Annotated in this window: 19 protein-coding genes; 10 read left to right on the forward strand and 9 right to left on the reverse strand. The window is 60.1% G+C overall.

What is annotated here, in order from left to right:
• Positions 1-24 precede the first annotated feature (24 nt).
• Positions 25-945 carry a histone deacetylase family protein gene (locus AC1D19_RS21675; protein ID WP_477764504.1) on the reverse strand — a complete coding sequence of 307 codons (921 nt, stop codon included), beginning with the start codon at positions 943-945 and terminating at the stop codon, positions 25-27.
• A gap of 78 nt (positions 946-1023) precedes the next feature.
• On the opposite strand from AC1D19_RS21675, the gene AC1D19_RS21680 reads away from it, so the two are divergent.
• The 3 genes from AC1D19_RS21680 (at position 1024) to AC1D19_RS21690 (ending at position 3157) form a co-directional block, all read left to right on the forward strand.
• Positions 1024-1593 carry a GNAT family N-acetyltransferase gene (locus AC1D19_RS21680; RefSeq protein WP_477753949.1) on the forward strand — a complete coding sequence of 190 codons (570 nt, stop codon included), beginning with the start codon at positions 1024-1026 and terminating at the stop codon, positions 1591-1593.
• 104 nt (positions 1594-1697) lie between these two features.
• Complete coding sequence (tesB, locus tag AC1D19_RS21685) at positions 1698-2567, forward strand: acyl-CoA thioesterase II (RefSeq protein ID WP_007995359.1); 870 nt, start codon at positions 1698-1700, stop codon at positions 2565-2567.
• A complete protein-coding gene (locus AC1D19_RS21690) occupies positions 2564-3157 on the forward strand; it encodes an HAD family hydrolase (protein ID WP_477764505.1) in 594 nt (197 codons plus the stop codon). Before tesB ends, AC1D19_RS21690 begins: the two co-directional genes overlap by 4 nt.
• 70 nt (positions 3158-3227) lie before the next feature.
• Here AC1D19_RS21690 and AC1D19_RS21695 read toward each other — a convergent pair whose 3' ends face one another.
• Together AC1D19_RS21695 and ypfJ are read right to left on the reverse strand one after the other, a co-directional pair.
• Positions 3228-4187 (reverse strand): alpha/beta fold hydrolase, encoded by a 960-nt coding sequence (locus AC1D19_RS21695; RefSeq protein ID WP_477764506.1) that lies wholly within the window; start codon positions 4185-4187, stop codon positions 3228-3230.
• Positions 4188-5081 (reverse strand): KPN_02809 family neutral zinc metallopeptidase, encoded by an 894-nt coding sequence (gene ypfJ / locus AC1D19_RS21700; RefSeq protein ID WP_477753947.1) that lies wholly within the window; start codon positions 5079-5081, stop codon positions 4188-4190.
• Between the two features lie 165 nt (positions 5082-5246).
• Between ypfJ and AC1D19_RS21705 the strand changes: the two genes are divergently transcribed.
• Both AC1D19_RS21705 and AC1D19_RS21710 read left to right on the forward strand, forming a co-directional pair.
• Positions 5247-6023 carry an IclR family transcriptional regulator gene (locus tag AC1D19_RS21705; RefSeq protein ID WP_477764507.1) on the forward strand — a complete coding sequence of 259 codons (777 nt, stop codon included), beginning with the start codon at positions 5247-5249 and terminating at the stop codon, positions 6021-6023.
• 123 nt (positions 6024-6146) lie between these two features.
• Entirely contained in the window at positions 6147-7031 is an 885-nt protein-coding gene (locus tag AC1D19_RS21710; protein ID WP_477753945.1) for a DMT family transporter, read from the forward strand.
• A 24-nt stretch (positions 7032-7055) separates the two neighbouring features.
• On the opposite strand, the gene AC1D19_RS21715 is transcribed toward AC1D19_RS21710, so the two are convergent.
• Complete coding sequence (locus tag AC1D19_RS21715) at positions 7056-8393, reverse strand: MFS transporter (protein WP_477753944.1); 1338 nt, start codon at positions 8391-8393, stop codon at positions 7056-7058.
• Positions 8394-8675: 282 nt separating this feature from the next.
• Between AC1D19_RS21715 and quiC the strand changes: the two genes are divergently transcribed.
• Both quiC and AC1D19_RS21725 read left to right on the forward strand, forming a co-directional pair.
• Positions 8676-10577: a 3-dehydroshikimate dehydratase QuiC gene (gene quiC / locus AC1D19_RS21720; RefSeq protein WP_477753943.1), complete on the forward strand. Its 1902-nt coding sequence runs from the start codon at positions 8676-8678 to the stop codon at positions 10575-10577.
• 102 nt (positions 10578-10679) lie between these two features.
• Positions 10680-11357, forward strand: a complete 678-nt coding sequence (locus AC1D19_RS21725; protein ID WP_477753942.1) for a TetR/AcrR family transcriptional regulator — start codon at positions 10680-10682, stop codon at positions 11355-11357.
• A gap of 147 nt (positions 11358-11504) precedes the next feature.
• Here AC1D19_RS21725 and AC1D19_RS21730 read toward each other — a convergent pair whose 3' ends face one another.
• The 3 genes from AC1D19_RS21730 to AC1D19_RS21740 form a co-directional block, all read right to left on the reverse strand.
• Positions 11505-12359 carry a shikimate dehydrogenase gene (locus AC1D19_RS21730; RefSeq protein ID WP_477764508.1) on the reverse strand — a complete coding sequence of 285 codons (855 nt, stop codon included), beginning with the start codon at positions 12357-12359 and terminating at the stop codon, positions 11505-11507.
• Between the two features lie 5 nt (positions 12360-12364).
• The gene (gene aroQ, locus AC1D19_RS21735) at positions 12365-12805 is read right to left on the reverse strand and encodes a type II 3-dehydroquinate dehydratase (RefSeq protein ID WP_108216387.1); all 441 of its coding nucleotides are present in this window, start codon (positions 12803-12805) and stop codon (positions 12365-12367) included.
• Between the two features lie 140 nt (positions 12806-12945).
• Positions 12946-13857: a LysR family transcriptional regulator gene (locus tag AC1D19_RS21740; RefSeq protein WP_477764509.1), complete on the reverse strand. Its 912-nt coding sequence runs from the start codon at positions 13855-13857 to the stop codon at positions 12946-12948.
• A gap of 226 nt (positions 13858-14083) precedes the next feature.
• Between AC1D19_RS21740 and AC1D19_RS21745 the strand changes: the two genes are divergently transcribed.
• Both AC1D19_RS21745 and AC1D19_RS21750 read left to right on the forward strand, forming a co-directional pair.
• Positions 14084-14512, forward strand: coding sequence for a DUF4160 domain-containing protein (locus AC1D19_RS21745; protein ID WP_477764510.1), 429 nt, complete (start codon positions 14084-14086; stop codon positions 14510-14512).
• Positions 14509-14955 carry a DUF2442 domain-containing protein gene (locus AC1D19_RS21750; protein ID WP_477753937.1) on the forward strand — a complete coding sequence of 149 codons (447 nt, stop codon included), beginning with the start codon at positions 14509-14511 and terminating at the stop codon, positions 14953-14955. The genes AC1D19_RS21745 and AC1D19_RS21750 overlap by 4 nt, the downstream gene beginning before the upstream one ends.
• A 54-nt stretch (positions 14956-15009) precedes the next feature.
• Here AC1D19_RS21750 and trmA read toward each other — a convergent pair whose 3' ends face one another.
• Together trmA and AC1D19_RS21760 are read right to left on the reverse strand one after the other, a co-directional pair.
• Entirely contained in the window at positions 15010-16089 is a 1080-nt protein-coding gene (gene trmA / locus AC1D19_RS21755) for a tRNA (uridine(54)-C5)-methyltransferase TrmA (protein ID WP_477760371.1), read from the reverse strand.
• Positions 16086-17381: an NCS2 family permease gene (locus AC1D19_RS21760; RefSeq protein WP_223461025.1), complete on the reverse strand. Its 1296-nt coding sequence runs from the start codon at positions 17379-17381 to the stop codon at positions 16086-16088. Before AC1D19_RS21760 ends, trmA begins: the two co-directional genes overlap by 4 nt.
• Before the next feature lie 222 nt (positions 17382-17603).
• Here AC1D19_RS21760 and AC1D19_RS21765 point away from each other — a divergent pair, with 222 nt between their 5' ends.
• Positions 17604-18050, forward strand: coding sequence for a DUF4879 domain-containing protein (locus AC1D19_RS21765; RefSeq protein WP_477764511.1), 447 nt, complete (start codon positions 17604-17606; stop codon positions 18048-18050).
• The last annotated feature ends 6 nt before the right edge of the window (positions 18051-18056 follow it).

The raw sequence follows: 18056 nt of genomic DNA on the forward strand, positions 1-18056 counted from the left end.
CATTGTGGGTAAAGCATCCACAGCTCAGTGACAACCTGATGACTGCCAGACGCGTTGCGCACTGTGATGAAGGATGCCGTGACGGCGGGCCAGGGCCTGGCGGTCCTTGCTGTAGCCACCGCCGATTACCCCGACCAGCGGAATGTCGCGACCCAGGCAATGGCGCATCACGCTTTCATCGCGGGCGGCGACGCCTTCGTCTGTCAGCTTCAGATAACCCAGTGCGTCGTCCTTGTGCACATCGACTCCGGCGTCATACAGCACCAGATCCGGTTGGTAGAGCGGCAGCAGGTAGTTGAGTGCATCGTCCACCACCTTCAGGTAGTCGGCATCGCCCATGCCGTTGGGCAGCGCAATGTCCCAGTCGCTTTCGGCCTTGCGTGCGGGAAAGTTCTTCTCGCAGTGCAGGGAAACGGTCACTGCTTCCGGGGTGTTGTGCAGAATTCGTGCAGTCCCGTCGCCCTGATGCACGTCGCAATCGAAGATCAGTACCCGGTTCACCCTTCCACTTTCCAGCAGGTAATGGCTGATCACCGCCAGGTCATTGAAGATGCAGAACCCGGCCGGGTAGTCGTAGTGCGCATGGTGGGTGCCGCCCGCCAGGTGACAGGCCAGGCCATGCTCCAGCGCCTGCTCGGCGGCGAGCAACGAGCCACCGACCGCCCGCACCGTTCGCCGGGCCAGGGCTTCGCTCCAGGGCAGCCCGAGGCGGCGCTGGTCTTCGCGGGATAATTCGCCACTCATGTAGCGTTCGATATACGAAGGGTCATGGGCGAGGGCGAGAATCTCTGCGGGGCATAGATCCGGGCGCAACAGGTCGGCGTCGCGGGTCAGGCCGCTGTCCACCAGGTGATCGCGCAACAGGCGGAACTTGTCCATCGGAAAGCGGTGATCCGCCGGAAACTCGGGGCTGTAGTCTTCGTGATAAATCAGCGGGAGCGGCATGATGATTTCATTCAGGAATGAGAGAAGGATCCTACCAGCGTTGTAGACTTGCGGCATGCAAACGGAGGGCGGGGAGCAATGGAGCCAATACTGGAACTTGAAAGCGCTCGGCTGCTGTTGCGCCAGTGGCGCGATGAAGATTTAGCGGACTTTGCGGCGATGTGTGCCGACCCGCAGGTGATGCGCTATTTCCCGGCAACCTTGAGTCGGCTGGAAAGTGCATCATTGATCGGGCGAATCCGTGGCCATTTCGCCGAGCATGGTTTCGGCCTATGGGCTCTGGAACGCAAGGACACCGGCCAATTCATCGGTTTTACCGGGCTCGGTGTGGTCGGTTTCGACGCGCCTTTCACCCCTGCCACGGAAATCGGCTGGCGCCTGGCCCGCGAGCACTGGGGCCTGGGTTACGCCAGTGAAGCGGCGTGGACCGCTCTGCGCTGCGGTTTCGACCGCTTGCCGCTGAAAGAGGTTGTGGCCTTCACCACGCAAACCAATCTGCCGTCAGAGAAAGTCATGCAGGCCATCGGCATGCACCATGATCCGGAAAATGACTTCGATCACCCGCGACTCGAGGCCGATCATCCGTTGTGTCGGCATGTGCTGTATCGCATCAGTCGCGAACAATGGCTGCAAACCTTGCATGGATAACCTGACACGGACGTTTACAATGGCCTTCATGGGCCCGGTCCAGAAACTGAATCGACCGTTGCAGCCAAGGCTGCGCGGCAATGTGTTGCGTGAGGAGCATCTGAATGAGCCAAGTGTTGGATGATCTGGTCGACCTGCTGACCCTGGAACCGATCGAGGAAAACCTGTTCCGTGGCCGCAGCCAGGATCTGGGTTTTCGCCAGTTGTTCGGTGGGCAGGTGCTCGGCCAGTCGCTGTCGGCGGCCAGTCAGACGGTTGAAGAGGCGCGCCATGTGCATTCGATGCACGGCTATTTCCTGCGTCCGGGCGATGCCGGGCTGCCGGTGGTGTATCAGGTTGACCGGGTGCGTGACGGTGGCAGTTTCAGCACGCGCCGGGTGACGGCGATCCAGAAGGGCCACCCGATCTTCACGTGCAGTGCGTCGTTCCAGTACGACGAAGAAGGTTTTCAGCACCAGAGCGAAATGCCGCAAGTGGTCGGTCCGGAAAACCTGCCATCGGAACTGGAAATTACCCAGCAGCGCGCGCACCTGATCCCCGAGAAAATGCGCGAAAAACTGCTGTGCCCGAAGCCGATCGAATTTCGCCCGGTGACCGAGAAGGATCCCTACAACCCGCTACCCTCCGACCCGGTCAAGTACGTCTGGTTCCGCGCCGACGGGGCGTTGGCCGATTCGCCGGCGCTGCATAAGTATTTGCTCGCCTACGCATCGGACTTTGGCTTGTTGACCACCTCGATGCAGCCCCACGGCAAGTCGGTCTGGCACAAGGACATGCAGGTCGCCAGCCTCGATCACGCGTTGTGGTTCCACCAGGATTTGCGTGCCGATGACTGGTTGCTCTACGCGATGGACAGTCCGTGGGCCGGCAACTCCCGTGGATTCTCCCGTGGCAGCGTGTTCAACCGCGCCGGGCAACTGGTGGCCTCGGTCACCCAGGAAGGCTTGATCCGTCATCGCAAGGACTGGGCATGAGCCTGGCCGATGTACGTCACTGGGTGTTCGACATGGACGGTACCCTGACGGTCGCCGTGCACGACTTCGCGGCGATTCGCGTGGCGTTGGCGATCCCTGCCGAACACGACATCCTGACTCACCTCGCCGCACTGCCGGCCGATGAAGCCGCAGCCAAACATGCGTGGCTGCTGGAGCATGAGCGGGACCTGGCCCTCGGTTCGCATCCGGCACCGGGCGCGGTGGAGCTGGTGCGTGAGCTGGCCGGGCGCGGTTATCGCCTGGGCATTCTCACGCGCAATGCCCGGGAGCTGGCGCATGTCACGCTGGAGGCCATTGGCCTGGCCGACTGCTTTGCACTGGAAGATGTGTTGGGTCGCGATGATGCACCACCCAAACCGCATCCGGGCGGGCTGCTGAAACTGGCCGAAGCGTGGAAGGTGCCGGCGAGCGAGATGGTGATGGTCGGTGATTACCGCTTCGATCTCGATTGCGGGCGAGCGGCGGGAGCGCGGACTGTTTTGGTGAATCTGCCGGATAATCCATGGCCGGAATTGACCGATTGGCATGCGGCGGATTGTGTCGAGTTGCGGCAGATGTTGTCGGTTTGACGAATTTGTTGTCTGCTAGACCGCCATCGCGAGCAGGCTCGCGATGGCGTCAGATCAGGCAGTGCATAACCTACTGACCAAACAAAGCCTTCTGCCCCTCTGGCGAGGTAAACATCCCGTCGCCGTTATGCCCGACCCCGGGTACTTCAATCAGTTGCTGATTCAACCCTTGCGGTTGCAGCCGCTTCAGATAATCAAAGTAAAAATGCCCGCGCGCCAATCGATAAGGTCCTTGCGCCCGAGCCTCGCAGCTCTTGTCCAGCGCCGGATGATTCGGGTCGGTGTCCTGCTGGCCCAGTAGATAAACGATGTCACGCGTGAGGTACTTTTCCTGCAGTTGTGCGAGAGTTTGTCCTTCGGCGTAGGCGGGCAAATCCGTCAGCCCATATTTCCAGCGATTGAATTGCGGGCAACCCGCGTGGCTGAACGCCACTGGCCGGCGCTCATCGAAATAGGCGTAGGACGACGGATTGGCGATCACGTATCGCACCTGCACGCCTGCTGCTTCAAGGGCTGGTTGATCGTGGCCGAGCAATGCATAGCGCTGAACCACCTGCGCGCCGCCGGAGTGCCCGGCGATGACGATTTGCTTCACATCCGGAAACTGCTGGCGGTCACCCAGGCGGGCGATGATTTCGTCGAGCGCGGCGTAGGAACTCAGCCGAAACGGTGCCGTGGATTCGCCGCCAGCCATCCAATCATTGCCTTGCCAGCGCAAAACCGTGTCGGCCACCGGATGGACCGCAACGTCGGTTTCATTGAGAAACTGCGGGGCGATCACCAGGGTCGTTGCACTTTGTCCGGCCAGTTCGGCCGCGTGCTCACCGCTCTGCAGATAGGTTTGCGCATTGCGCAAGCGACCGTGGAGGATGATCAGCACCCGTTCGATTTTTGCCGGGGCGGGGCTGATGCCCACCGCGATTTCACCTGATTTCAACAGCAGGCGCCCTGAGCTGAGCTCCTTGACCTCATGCTCGGCGGCCTGGGACGTTGCGCAAGTAAACAGAACAACCAACAACCAATTCTTCATTTACAGATTTTTCGCCGCAAAGGTATCGCACTGGCCAACCTGGCCTTGGGCGAAACCGGTTTTGAACCAGCGCACCCGTTGCGCCGACGTACCATGGGTGAACGAGTCCGGGACCACGCGGCCCTGACCCTGTTGCTGCAAACGATCGTCGCCGATGGCGTTCGCTGCGTTCAGTGCTTCTTCGATGTCGCCCGGTTCCAGCCAGTTCAGGCGCTTCTGCGCATTGTTGGCCCAGACGCCGGCCAGGCAATCGGCTTGCAGTTCCTGACGAACCAGCAAACCACCGTCGCCCTCCATCTGCCGACCCTGCTGGCGCGCTGCCTGAATTTTCGCGGAAACCCCAAGCAGGGTCTGTACATGGTGTCCGACTTCGTGAGCGATCACGTAGGCTTGGGCGAAGTCGCCTGCGGCGGAAAAGCGTTGGGACATTTCCTGGAAGAACGCCATGTCCAGGTAGACTTTCTGGTCCGCCGGGCAATAGAACGGGCCGGTCGCCGAGGTGGCCAGGCCGCAGGCCGAATTCACGCGGTTGCTGAACAGCACCAGGGTCGGGTCTTTGTATTGGCGGCCAGCCTGCTGGAAAATCGCACCCCAGGTGTCCTCAGTATCGCCGAGGATCGAACGAACGAACTCCGCGCTTTCATCATTGACCGGCGGTGCCTTGCGACTCTGGTTGGTAGCGGGCGCCGTTTGCTGGCCCATTTGCCCGGTCAGTTGTCCGAGGATTTGCAACGGATCCTGGCCGGTGATCCAGCCGATGCCGACGATCAGGAGGATTGCCGTCAGGCTCAGGCCCTTGCCACCGCCGAAGCGCATCCCACCGCCGCCACTGCCGACATCATCGCCACGGGCATCGACCACGTTGTCACTGCGTCGGCCTTTTTTCCATAGCATGCGGGAATCCTCTTTTGTTCCGGGTAAAGAGCCGTGCGATGAGTGTTGCTGCGAATTGAGAGCCGCGCCAGTCCGATAGTCAGACTGCCGGTTGTGCGACTGGTTCCAATTTTGCTTCGTGGGGCTTCTCTTCTAGAATCAGCCAAATTTTGTTTGGGACCTACCATGGCCGGCAGTCAGATCGAACGTGTCTTCAGCGTGCTGGAAAGCCTGACAGGTGAACCGCAGGGGCTGCCGATGCAGACGTTGGCCGAGCAATTGGAAATCCCTAAAAGCGCGACTCATCGGTTGCTCGCCGAACTGATTCGCCTGGGTTACGTGCGGCAGAATCCGGACAACCTGCGCTATCACCTGTCGACCAAGCTGGTGGCCATGGGCTTTCGATACCTGTCCGGCAGCGGTGCGGATATCGTTCAGCCGGTGCTTGATCGACTGGCCGGGGAAACCGGTGAACTGGTGCGTCTGGGGGTGATTCAGGGTGAGCGGCAGGTCTGGATCGCCAAGTCCCAGGGTGCCCGCTCGGGCCTGCGCTACGACCCGGACATGGGGCGTGATGCGCCTTTGTTCTACACGGCTTCCGGGCATGCGTGGCTGGCGTGCATGAGCGATGCCGAGGCGCTGTTGCTGGTCGAGCGGCAAGGGGGCGGATTGCCTCGGGACATCGGGCCTAATGCACCGCGTTCGAATATTGAACTGCTGGAGCGCTTGCGTCTGGCGCGGGAGCAAGGCTACGCCTGGGTCGAGGAAAGTTCGGCGGTGGGCACCTCGGCGATTGCCGCCGTGGTACGTCATCCACTGGATGGCCGGGTGATTGGCGTGCTCAGTATTGCCGGGCCAAGCGCGCGAATGCCCGGTGCGCGCTTGCATGAGTTGGCGTCGACCTTGTTGAAGTACGCCGAAGAGCTTTCGCTGGCGAGCCAGGCGTCAGAGTTGTTCAGTTGAGCGTGATGTCTGCTTGAATAGAGTGTGCGGTATTCGCACACTTTCTTGAGTCATTGATGTCATAAAGTGGAACTGGGTTCTAAATTATTCAGGTCTCGCCTCAACCCATAAAAGGACTTCGTCTTGACGTCGCCCAGCAGCACCCCGCTTTCCGGCGTCAATCAGCCCTTCAAAGGGATCCTGCTGATCGTTGTCGCGACCTTCCTGTTTTCCAGCCACGACGCCTTTTCCAAATATCTCTCGGGTTTCTATCCCATTGTCATGGTGGTCTGGGCGCGTTACGTGGTTCACACCTTGCTGATGGCCGGGATTTTCCTGCCGCAATCCGGGCTGCGAGTGCTGCGTACCAAACGGCCATTGCTTCAGCTGATCCGGGCGCTGTGCCTGCTGGGCACCAGTCTGTTTTTCACCACAGGCTTGATGTACATCCCGCTGGCCGAGGCTACGTCGGTCAACTTCCTCGCTCCGGTGCTGGTCACCGCGTTGTCGGTGCCGCTGCTGAAGGAGCGGGTGACACGAGGGCAATGGCTGGCGGTGATTTTCGGTTTTAGCGGGGTGCTGATCATCGTTCACCCCGGCGGTGATCTGTTTACCCCGGCGGTGTTGCTGCCATTCTGCTCGGCGCTGTTTTTCTGCTTCTATCAACTGCTGACGCGCAAGCTCAGCGAGATCGACAGCCCGACCACCAGCAACTTCTTCGCAGGCTTGTGCAACACGCTGGTGATGAGTGCGCTGGTGCCGTTCTTCTGGCAGACGCCAAACCTGATGCATGGCGCGATGATGCTGGCGCTGGGGGCCTGCGGGATGACGGCCCACCTGTTCCTGACCCAGGCTTTCCGCCTCGCGGCACCGGCACTGCTGGCACCGTTCAGCTATTGCCAGATCATCTTCGCCGGCCTGCTGGGCTGGCTGCTGTTTTCCCATACGCCGACACTGACCACCCTGCTCGGCATTGCCGTGATTTGCTGCAGCGGGTTGGCAGCGGCCTGGCAACAAAGCCGCCGCTAAAAAACCTGTGAGGGTGATGATGTTTTAGTCGGTGACGGTAGGAATCTTGCGCGGTGCCATGAAGTACATCCAGGTCAGCGCAATGAAGTACATCGCCGGAATCATGGTGAACAGCACGGTGTAGTTGTTGTTGGTGACGGTCAGGATGTGGCCGACCAGCTGGGTCATGAACATCCCGCCAATCGCCGCACACATGCCGCCGAAGCCGAACACCGTACTCATCATGTGCTTGGGCGTGTAGTCCATCACCAGGCTCCAGATGTTCGCGGTCCAGGCCTGGTGTGCGCCGATGGCCAGGGAGATGGCGAACACCGCGACCCACAGGTTGCTGGAACCGGCGGCCATGATCACGCCGATGATGCAGCAGGCGAACAGGAACATGGACATCAGTCGCGCCTTGATCGGATTGACTCCGCGACCGATCAGGAACGAGGAGAGGATGCCGCCGCCAACGCTACCGAAGTCGGCAGTGAGGTAGATGATGATCAGCGGGATACCCATCTGGGTGACGTTGATGCCCAGATTGTATTGCTGGTTGAGGAACGGCGGCAGCCAGTACAGGTAGAACCAGAACACCGGCGCCGTCATCGAATAGGCGAGGGCGAAGGCCCAGGTGCCGCGCATGCGAAGGATTTTCGAGAACGGCACGCGGGTTTGTTCCGGTTCGACTTCGTTCTGGATGTAGTCCAGCTCCGACTGTTTGACGCTCGGGTGATCTTCCGGGTTGAAGTACTTCAGGCCCCAGAACAGCAGCCAGATCCCGCCCAGAGCCGACATGCACAGGAACGCGGCTTGCCAGCCCCAGACGTGCAGGATCAGTGGCAGCAGCATCGGCGTGAACATCGCACCAACGTTGGTACCGGCGTTGAAAATGCCGGTGGCCACGGCGCGCTCGCCGGCCGGGAACCACAGGCGTGTGGTTTTCACGCAAGCCGGGTAGTTCGCTGCTTCGGTCAGGCCGAGGATGAAGCGACAAACCATGAAGCCGACCGCCGAAGTGGCCAGACCGTGGGCGCCGGTCGCCAGGCTCCAGAGCAGTACGGCGCAGAAGAACACGCGCTTGACGCCGACCCGGTCGATCAACCGGCCCTGCAGAACGAACCCGATGGCGTAACCCACCTGGAACCAGAAGTTGATGTTGGCGTAATCCATCGCCGTCCAGCTCATCTCCTTGGCCAGGATGGGCTGCATCACGCCCAGGGCGGCGCGGTCGATGTAGTTCAGGGTGGTGGCGAAAAACACCAGCGCCAGCATGCCCCAACGGGTTTTGCCGACCGCCATGGCGCCGCGGATTTTGTCGCCGATGCCACCGGCAGTGACGTTCATGGCCGGAGCCATGCGAGAGCTTTGGGAAGGAATCATGTGTACCACCCGTTTTTTGAATTTGTTATTTGGTGTTTTGGACATCGCGGCCGGTGCTGCGTGTCCGGACTTAATGTGGGGACGATGTTGGGCAGTGGACAAAAAATCGTCAATTCGCCAACCACCATTTTGTTCGATAATCGAACACAAAACTAACTGGGTAGTACACTTTGAATTGCTGTGTAAGTCTGTCAGCCCAATAATTCTCGCAAGACAAACGCTACCCACGTAATAAAGCGTGCAACGCCCCCTAACAAGATTGCCTCCACCGGGAGCCGAAATATGCAGCGTTCCATTGCCACCGTATCCTTGAGCGGTACCCTGCCGGAAAAACTCGAAGCCATTGCTGCCGCCGGTTTCGACGGCGTCGAGATTTTCGAGAACGACCTTCTCTACTACGACGGTAGTCCACGGGAAATTAAACAGATGTGCGCCGATCTCGGGATCGCCATCACCCTGTTTCAACCGTTCCGTGATTTCGAAGGCTGTCGGCGAGATCGGCTGTCGCGCAATCTGGAACGCGCCGAGCGCAAGTTCGACCTGATGCAGGAGCTGGGCACTGACCTGGTGCTGGTGTGCAGCAACGCCTCGGCCGAGTCCATCGGTGATGAACGGATTCTGGTCGATGACTTGCGCCTGCTGGCCGAACGCGCCGGGGCACGCGGCCTGCGCATCGGTTACGAAGCGCTGGCCTGGGGCCGGCATGTGAACACCTGGCAACAGGTGTGGAACATCGTGCGGCAGGCCGATCACCCAAGCCTTGGTGTGTTGCTGGACAGCTTTCACACCTTGTCGCTCAAGGGCGATGCGAGCGCTATCGCCGAGATTCCCGGGGACAAGATTTTCTTCGTGCAAATGGCTGACGCGCCGATCCTGGCCATGGACGTGCTGGAGTGGAGTCGGCATTTTCGTTGCTTCCCGGGCCAGGGCGAATTCGACCTGCCGGGGTTCCTCGCGCCGATCATCAAGAGCGGGTACACCGGGCCTTTGTCGCTGGAGATCTTCAACGACGGTTTCCGCGCCGCGCCGCCACGAGCCAACGCCGCCGACGGCTTGCGCTCGTTGTTGTACCTGGAGGAGAAAACCCGCGAGCGTCTGGCCCGGGAAGCCAGGCCTGCGACCAATCCCGAAATTCTGTTCGAAACGCCCAAGGCCAGCGAGTACAACGGCATCGAGTTTCTGGAGTTTGCCGTGGACGAAAGCCTCGGCGCCAAACTCTCCCATTGGCTGGAACGGCTAGGGTTCGCCAAGGTCGGGCAGCATCGCTCCAAGAGCGTCAGCCTGCTGCGTCAGGGCGATATCAATCTGATCCTCAACACCGAACCTTACTCGTTCGGTCACAGTTTCTTTGAGGCGCACGGCCCTTCGTTGTGCGCCACCGCCGTGCGGGTCAAGGACAGCGCCAGCGCGCTGGCCCGAGCCGTGGCCTACAAGGGCCAGCCCTATCGCGGACTGGTCGGCCCCAATGAACTGGAACTGGCGGCGGTGCGTGCGCCGGATGGCAGCCTGATCTATCTGGTGGACCAGGATGCCGACGTCTACGGCACCGACTTCAATCTGTACCCGCAAGCGCCGGCCAGCGGCGGCCTCAAACGCATCGACCACATGGCCATGGCGCTGCCGGCCGACAGCCTCGACAGCTGGGTGCTGTTCTATAAGAGCCTGCTGGATTTCGAGGCGGACGATGAAGTCGTGCTGCCCGATCCTTATGGTCTGGTGAAGAGCCGTGCCTTGCGCAGTCGCGACAGTTCGATCCGCCTGCCGCTGAATATTTCCGAAAATCGTAACACCGCGATCTCACACGCGCTGTCGAGTTATCGCGGCTCCGGTGTGCATCACATCGCGTTTGATTGTGATGACATCTTTGCCCAGGTCAGTCGTGCAAAAGAGGCGGGCGTGCCGCTGCTGGATATCCCGCTCAACTACTACGATGACCTGGCGGCGCGGTTCGATTTCGACGACGAGTTTCTCAGCGAACTGGCCTACTACAACGTGCTGTACGACCGCGACGCCCAGGGCGGTGAGCTGTTTCATGTGTACACCGAGCCGTTCGAGGGGCGATTCTTCTTCGAGATCATCCAGCGTAAAAACGGTTATGCCGGCTACGGCGCGGCCAACGTTGCGGTGCGGCTGGCGGCCATGGCCAAATCCCGTAGCGGCGCATTGCGCCAGGCGAAGTTGTAGGGGATTCGTAAACGCGGGATTAAACGTGGGCTGTGCAGCTTCCTTCACCGTGTCGCGCGGCCCATAATCGCCAGCCTGTGCAGTGATGGCCGTGAGCCCGCAATGACAATGACCTCAGAACTCCCCGCAGCCCCCGTAGAATCGGGTGCCGAGCCGCGCAAGAGTCGCAAGAACAATCCGGAAAAGACCCGCGAAAACATCCTGCAGGAGGCGATTGTCGAATTCGTCCAGCAGGGGCTTTCCGGTGCTCGCGTCGATGCCATCGCCGAGCGCATCCACACCTCCAAGCGCATGATCTATTACTACTTCGGCAGTAAGGAACAGCTCTACGTCGAAGTGCTGGAGAAGCTTTACGGCGATATCCGCAACACCGAAAGCCGCCTGCACCTGACCGAATTGCCTCCGGTGGAAGCCATTCGGCGGATGGTTGAATTCACCTTCGACCACCATGATCGCAACGTCGACTTCGTGCGCATCGTCAGTATCGAAAACATCCACAACGCCGAGTATGTAAAGCGTTCCGAGGCGATCAGGGCGATGAACAACACCGTTCTCGATTCCCTCGATGTGATTCTGCGTCGTGGTGTTGAAGAGGGTGTCTTCCGCGCCGGCCTGGTGCCGCTGGATGTGCATCTGCTGATCAGTTCGTTCTGCTTCTATCGCGTGTCGAACCGCCATACCGTGGGCGAGATTTTCCAGATCGACTTGCCGGACGAACGCATCAAGCAGCGTCATCGGGAGATGATTTGCGAGTCGGTTCTGCGCTACCTGCAGGCCTGATACACAGCGTTGTGCCGGCTCCCAATACAAATGTGTACACACAACACACGGTAGGAGCTGGCTTGCCAGCGAAGGCGGCCTGCCTGATACACCGCATCGCCTGTTTCGCCAGCAAGCCGGCTCCTACGAATCGGCAAGGTTGCCGCTTCAGCCATTCATGCTCTGGAAATGCTCAAGCATGCGCTGGGCATCGGGCACCACGCCGCTGAACAGCTCGAACGCCTTCACCGCCTGAAACACCGCCATGTTGCCGCCGTCCAGCGTTCGGCAACCGAGGGCGCGGGCGTGGCGTAGCAGTTCGGTTTCCAGCGGGAAGTAAACGATCTCCGCCACCCACAATTCGGCCCGCAGCAACGCGACCGGCACCGGCATGCCCGGCAGTTTTTTCATGCCCATCGGCGTGGTGTTCACCAGGCCGTCAGCCCGGGCCATGGCGCTCGGCAGGTCATACCCGGCCACCGCCCGACCGACGCCAAAATGCTGATTGAGGTTGTCTGCCAGATCCTGGGCGCGGCGGATATCTACGTCAAAAATGCTCAGCTGTTGTACGCCTTCATTCAATAACGCGTGGGCCACCGCCGCACCTGCGCCGCCAGCGCCCATTTGTACGACACGTTCAACGGCAACGCCCTTCAAACCCCGGCGAAAACCCTCGGCAAAGCCCAGGCAGTCGGTGTTGTGGCCGATGCGTTTGCCATCCTTGAGCACCACCGTGTTGACCGCACCGATACCGCGGGCTTCCGGCGAGAGTTCGTCGAGCAACGGGATGATTGCCTGCTTGCAGGGAAAGGTGATGTTCAATCCGGTGAAGTTCATGCGCTCGGCAGCCATCAGCAGGTCGGGTAGAGCGTTGCTGTCGAGTTTCAACTGATCAAGATCAATCAGGCGATAGAGGTAGCGCAGCCCTTGGGCATCGCCTTCATGCTCGTGCATGGCCGGTGTGCGGGAAGCCTGGATGCCGGCGCCAATCAGGCCGGCCAGTATCACGTGGTTCTGAGTCACGGCGATCACCCCTTCAAACGATGACTGAAGTGTTCCAGCGCCAGGCGATAGCCGTGACTGCCAAAACCGGCCATCACCGCAGTCGCAATGGCGGAGACGAACGAGTGGTGACGAAAAGGCTCGCGGGCATGGACGTTGGACAGATGGACTTCGATGACTGGCAGTTCGCTGGCAACCAAGGCGTCGCGGATGGCGACCGAAGTGTGGGTCCACGCGGCAGGATTGATGACGATTCCGGCGCAGCGACCGCGGGCGGCGTGAATCCAGTCGAGCAATTCGCCTTCATGGTTGGTCTGGCGAAACTCCACTGCCAGGCCGAATTCTTCGGCGGCACGTGCGCACAGGGTCGAGATGTCTGCCAGGGTTTCGTGGCCGTAGGTCGCCGGTTCACGGGTGCCGAGCAGGTTCAGGTTCGGGCCGTTGAGCACCAGAACGATAGGGGACATCGGAATCTCTCCACTTATTATTTTTGGAATCGGCCGAGGGCTTCAACCTGTGGAGATAAATTGTACTAACTAGTTAATTTGGTCAATTAAAGTGACGAGGCACTGGCTGTTTTTGGGCGGTGATCGGACACTTTCGGTGTTCAGCGCGGCAAATGCTCCACCAGAAAATCAATGAACGCCCTTAAGCGCAGCGGTACATGGCGACTTTGTGGATACAGCAAGGTAAACGGCCGCGAGCGCCCACCATAGGGCTTGAGCACTTCCACCAGCGAGCCGTCGGCCAGTTCCTTTTCCACGATAAAACGATAGGTCTGAAACAACCCAGCCCCGTGTTTGGCCAGGGTCACACCGCCCAGTACATCGTCGGAACAACTAAGGTTGCCCTCGGCCAGAATCTCCCGTGGCGCGCCTTCATCGTTGAACAACCAGGCAATGCGCCGGCCGCTGCTGGGCAATTCGTACTGAATGCACTCGTGGTTTTCGAGGTCGTCGAGGGTTTGCGGAATGCCGGCCCGTTTCAGGTAATCAGGGCTGGCGATCAACACCAGGGCGGCATCTTCCAGCTGCCGGGCGATCAAGCCGGAATCCGGGATGGCTCGTACACGAATCGCCATGTCGTAGCCTTCGCCGACGAAATCGATGTTGCGATTGCTGATGTGCGACTCGACCTTCACCGCCGGATAGCGCGCCCGAAATTCGGGCAGCAGCGGCAGGATTCGATGATGCGCGTAGGTGGTCGGAATGCTGATGCGCAAAGTACCGGACGGCACTTGCTGCTGGCCCATGACCTCACGCTGGGCCTCGACCAGTTGCGCCAGGGCCTGGCGGCATTCCTCGTAATAGCGGCGACCACTGTCGGTCAGCTTCACGCTGCGGGTGGTGCGCGCAAACAGACGCACGCCCAGGCGTTCCTCCATGCGCGACACCGAACGGCTCACGGCAGCGGGCGTGACGCCCGCCACCAGCGCCGCGGCAGTAAAACTGCCGGCCTCGGCGGCCAGGCAAAACAGCTCGATGCTGCCCAACTGAAGATCGTCGAATTGCCGCTGCATGATTGATTACACCGGGGATCAGATGAAGGAGCTGGATCAGTATTTATCAGGTGTTGGCGCGGTAATGAAAGGATTTCTTACCATTTCGCGTGGTGTTCCGCAGGGCCGGGCGATGCCAGGACGCTAGCCTGAGGACGCAAGAAATGATTCGACGGCCAATGCCAGCGGTCGGATTTTCCAGGGAGTGTCGAATTCTCGGATTCATTAACCTAACGGATGGGTTAGCATGAAGGTATGCAATTACAAAGGACTGTCGGTAGTGATCATGTTGCGAGACGAGCATTGTCCGCCTCATGCGCATGTGGAGGCGGGTACGTGGAGTGCGAGATTCAGGTTCAGTTTTTGGCACAACGGTGTCGAACTCTGGGATGTAGTTCCGCTTTCGCTTCGGCCACCGATCGCGGTGCTTGAGGGATTGCGCCAATCGCTGCAGCAACCTGCCCATTTGCGGCGCGCCCGCGGCATCTGGTGGCGAAAACTACAAACAGCTTGTCTCGATAATCAATTGTGGGACTGGCAAAGCAACGAAGTCGTTGTGGTGAAAAGGGTTGTCAGTACTACCAATATGATTGGATCGGCTTGCTACGAACCTGAATCGAACAGGACGTTGCTATCCCTGATAGGTGCACAGGAGAGTGTGGAGATCGAGTTATGAAAACGATAAAAGCCAAGGTTCAGGCCGATAGTCCCGTAACGGAAAGTAGCCTGGACAAAGCCATTGAACGTGGCGAGTTACGTAGAAAAAATAGCCTGCAAGCGACAGCGGTTACCTACCTGGCCCCCTGTCTGGCCGTCAGCTTCGAAGATGGCAGCGGCGTATTGTTGCCCGTGGCCAACTATTCGGAGTTCGATGATTTTGAGGGCGGGGACTTCGCCAGTCTAACGGTCGGCTATGCGGGTACTGCCCTGTGCCATGAAGGCAAGGACCTGCATGTATCTATCGCCGGGATGATTTCTGCGAGCAAGCCGCTGATGGCCATGGCGGCCTCGGTCGTCGCTTCGCGCAATGGTCGCCAGAGCAGCGCCGCAAAGTCTGAAGCTGCGCGGGCCAACGGCAGGAAAGGCGGGCGCCCGCGCAAGGTCGATGTTGTCTTGTAAGCTCCCACAAAAAAGCCGTCGTGAAGACGGCTTTTTTGTGCCTGGCAGGCGCCATCAACGGCGGGTCAACAACACCCCGGATTCCATGTGATGGGTCCAGGGGAACTGGTCGAACATCGCGCATCGGGTGATGCGGTGGGTGTCGTGCAGTTGGGCGATATTGGCCGCCAGGGTCTCCGGATTGCAGGAGATGTACAGGATGTTGTCGAAGCGCCGGGTCAGTTCGCAGGTGTCCGGGTCCATGCCGGCGCGAGGCGGGTCGACGAATACACTGCCGAACTCGTAGCTCTTGAGGTCGATGCCGTGCAGGCGGCGGAACGGACGCACTTCGTTCAGGGCTTCGGTCAGTTCTTCGGCGGATAGACGCACCAGGGTGACGTTATTCACCGCATTCTCGCTGAGATTGCTCAGCGCCGCGTTGACCGAGGTCTTGCTGATTTCGGTGGCTAGCACTTTGCGCACGCGAGTGGCGAGCGGCAGGGTGAAGTTGCCGTTGCCGCAATACAGCTCCAGCAAATCATCGGAGCGATCGCCAAGCGCGTCGTATGCCCAGTTGAGCATCTTCTGGTTCACCGTGCCGTTGGGCTGGGTGAACGCGCCTTCCGGCTGGCGGTAGCTGAAGGTGCGGCCGCCGACGTCCAGTTGCTCGACTACGTAATCGTGGCCAATGACTTCGCGCTTGCCCTTGGAGCGGCCGATGACGCTGACGTTCAGGTCCGTCGCCAGTTTCGACGCCGCCGCGTGCCAGTGCTCGTCCAGCGGGCGGTGATAGCACAAGGTAATCATCGCGTCGCCAGCCAGCGTGGTCAGGAACTCCACCTGGAACAGCTTGTGACTCAGGGCCGTGCTGGCTTGCCATGCTGCCTTGAGTTGCGGCATCAACTGGTTGATGCGCAGGCTGGCAATCGGGAACTCTTCGATCAGGATTGGCGTGCGTTTGTCTTCCTGGGAAAACATTGCGTAATGACGCTCGCCGGCCTCGCGCCACAGGCGGAACTCGGCGCGCAGGCGGAAGTTTTTCAGCGGCGAATCGAAAACGGCTGGCTCGGGTGCATCGAACGGGGCCAGCAAGTCACGCAAGCGCGTGACCTTTTCTTCGAGCTGAACGGCATAGGCCTGGGAATCAAAAGTCATGCGTTGAACCAACCCAGCTTGATCACGAACAGAATCGACAGGATCACCAGTGCCGGGTTCAGCTCACGGCCGCGACCGGACATCAGCTTGATGGCGGTCCAGGAAATGAAACCGAAGGCGATGCCATTGGCGATGGAATAAGTGAACGGCATCGCCAGCGCAGTGATTACCACCGGCGCGGCAACGGTGATGTCGTCCCAGTCTATTTCGGCCAGGCCGGATGTCATCAGCACGGCGACGAACAGCAGGGCCGGTGCAGTGGCGAAGGCTGGAACGCTGGCGGCCAGTGGCGAGAAGAACAGCGCCAGCAGGAACAGGATCGCGACCACGACGGCGGTCAGGCCGGTGCGGCCACCGGCACTCACGCCAGCGGCGGATTCGATGTAGCTGGTGGTGGTCGAGGTGCCCAGCAGGGAACCGGCCATGGCTGCAGTGCTGTCGGCGATCAGCGCGCGACCCATTTTCGGCATGTGACCGTCCTTGCTCATCAATCCGGCACGCTTGGCGACGCCGATCAGAGTGCCGGAGTTATCGAACAGGTCGACGAACAGGAAGGCGAAGATCACGCTGACCAGACCGATGTCCAGTGCGCCCTTGATGTCCAGTTGCAAGAAGGTCGGGGCCAGGGACGGCGGCATCGACATCACGCCGCCGAACGGGGTGAAGCCCATCACGATCGAAACGATGGTCACCACCAGAATGCCGATCAGCACCGCACCGCGCACGGCAAGGGCTTCGAGCGCGACGATCAGGGCAAACCCGAGGGTGGCGAGAATCGGAGCCGGTTGTTTCAGGTCACCGAGGCCGACCATGGTCGCCGGGTTGCTGACCACGATTCCGGCATTGTGCAGGGCGATCAGCGCCAGGAACAGGCCGATGCCGGCAGCAATCGCCGAGCGCAGCGGTAGCGGGATGCTATTGATGATCCATTCACGGATGCGGAAGATCGACAGCAGAAAGAAACACACCGCCGAGATGAACACCGCGCCCAGTGCCACTTGCCAGGTGTGGCCCATGTGCAGGACCACGGTGTAGGTGAAGAAGGCGTTCAGGCCCATGCCCGGTGCGAGGGCGATCGGGTAGTTGGCGATCAGGCCCATGGTCGTCGAGCCGATGGCGGCTGCCAGACAGGTGGCGACAAACACCGCGCCCTTGTCCATGCCGGTCTCGCCGAGGATGCTCGGGTTGACGAACAGAATGTAGGCCATGGCCAAAAAGGTCGTGACGCCCGCCAGAATCTCGGTCCGCACGTTGGTGTTGTGTGCCTTGAGTTGAAACAGCCTTTCCAGCATGTCTGCTCCCCGTGGCGCGCCGGGCGCCGTGAATGTATCGACCTCAACAGCAAAGCACAGGCAGCAGAGCGCGCCTGGAAATTACTGTGGGCCGGAAAAAGCCGCGCATCATACCAGTAGCTTGGGGATATGGCTGCTTATGGCGGTGATCGTCGTCGATGTTTTGCGACAACACCAAGTACGCCATACTGTGCGCTGGTTTTTTGGGTGGATGGGGCCTGCATGAAAAGGCGTCTGGTTAGCTTGTTCGGCGTATGGATGGCGTTGTTTCTCGGGGCTCAAACGGCCGTGGCGGCCTCTGCTACGTCACTGACGCAATTGAAGGTGCTCAAAGTCGCGTCGCCGTCCTGTGGTGTTGAAAACATCGACGAAGGGCAAACCCGGACTCGCTGCGATCACAATGGCCCGAACATCACGGTGTACGTGCTGGAAGTGGGTTATGGACGCGAGGCCCATGTCGCCCTGGACGGTTTCGAAGTGAATGGCACCCGCACACCGGTCTGCGCGTTCAAGAACGGCAACCTGACCAGTTGCACCCCCGGGGAAAAAACCGTCGGCTATTTGTATGCCCTCGATCTGGCTGGCAAGCAGGAAGGCACGCTTACCTTCAGCAATACCTCGATCAACGCGCCCGGCAATACGATGTCGACGCAGCTTTTCATCAAGTAACCACAG

It is taken from the genome of Pseudomonas sp. P1_C12, from assembly GCF_056406435.1.

What these genes read in the sequence shown, in the direction of transcription:
- ypfJ (WP_477753947.1), bottom strand. Translation starts at nt 5,081, where the DNA reads ATGCTATGGAAAAAAGGCCGACGCAGTGACAACGTGGTCGATGCCCGT.
- AC1D19_RS21715 (WP_477753944.1), bottom strand. Translation starts at nt 8,393, where the DNA reads ATGATTCCTTCCCAAAGCTCTCGCATGGCTCCGGCCATGAACGTCACT.
- trmA (WP_477760371.1), bottom strand. Translation starts at nt 16,089, where the DNA reads ATGACTTTTGATTCCCAGGCCTATGCCGTTCAGCTCGAAGAAAAGGTC.
- tesB (WP_007995359.1), top strand. Translation starts at nt 1,698, where the DNA reads ATGAGCCAAGTGTTGGATGATCTGGTCGACCTGCTGACCCTGGAACCG.
- aroQ (WP_108216387.1), bottom strand. Translation starts at nt 12,805, where the DNA reads ATGTCCCCTATCGTTCTGGTGCTCAACGGCCCGAACCTGAACCTGCTC.
- AC1D19_RS21760 (WP_223461025.1), bottom strand. Translation starts at nt 17,381, where the DNA reads ATGCTGGAAAGGCTGTTTCAACTCAAGGCACACAACACCAACGTGCGG.
- AC1D19_RS21705 (WP_477764507.1), top strand. Translation starts at nt 5,247, where the DNA reads ATGGCCGGCAGTCAGATCGAACGTGTCTTCAGCGTGCTGGAAAGCCTG.
- AC1D19_RS21750 (WP_477753937.1), top strand. Translation starts at nt 14,509, where the DNA reads ATGAAAACGATAAAAGCCAAGGTTCAGGCCGATAGTCCCGTAACGGAA.
- quiC (WP_477753943.1), top strand. Translation starts at nt 8,676, where the DNA reads ATGCAGCGTTCCATTGCCACCGTATCCTTGAGCGGTACCCTGCCGGAA.
- AC1D19_RS21740 (WP_477764509.1), bottom strand. Translation starts at nt 13,857, where the DNA reads ATGCAGCGGCAATTCGACGATCTTCAGTTGGGCAGCATCGAGCTGTTT.
- AC1D19_RS21725 (WP_477753942.1), top strand. Translation starts at nt 10,680, where the DNA reads ATGACAATGACCTCAGAACTCCCCGCAGCCCCCGTAGAATCGGGTGCC.
- AC1D19_RS21675 (WP_477764504.1), bottom strand. Translation starts at nt 945, where the DNA reads ATGCCGCTCCCGCTGATTTATCACGAAGACTACAGCCCCGAGTTTCCG.
- AC1D19_RS21690 (WP_477764505.1), top strand. Translation starts at nt 2,564, where the DNA reads ATGAGCCTGGCCGATGTACGTCACTGGGTGTTCGACATGGACGGTACC.
- AC1D19_RS21765 (WP_477764511.1), top strand. Translation starts at nt 17,604, where the DNA reads ATGAAAAGGCGTCTGGTTAGCTTGTTCGGCGTATGGATGGCGTTGTTT.
- AC1D19_RS21745 (WP_477764510.1), top strand. Translation starts at nt 14,084, where the DNA reads ATGAAGGTATGCAATTACAAAGGACTGTCGGTAGTGATCATGTTGCGA.
- AC1D19_RS21680 (WP_477753949.1), top strand. Translation starts at nt 1,024, where the DNA reads ATGGAGCCAATACTGGAACTTGAAAGCGCTCGGCTGCTGTTGCGCCAG.
- AC1D19_RS21695 (WP_477764506.1), bottom strand. Translation starts at nt 4,187, where the DNA reads ATGAAGAATTGGTTGTTGGTTGTTCTGTTTACTTGCGCAACGTCCCAG.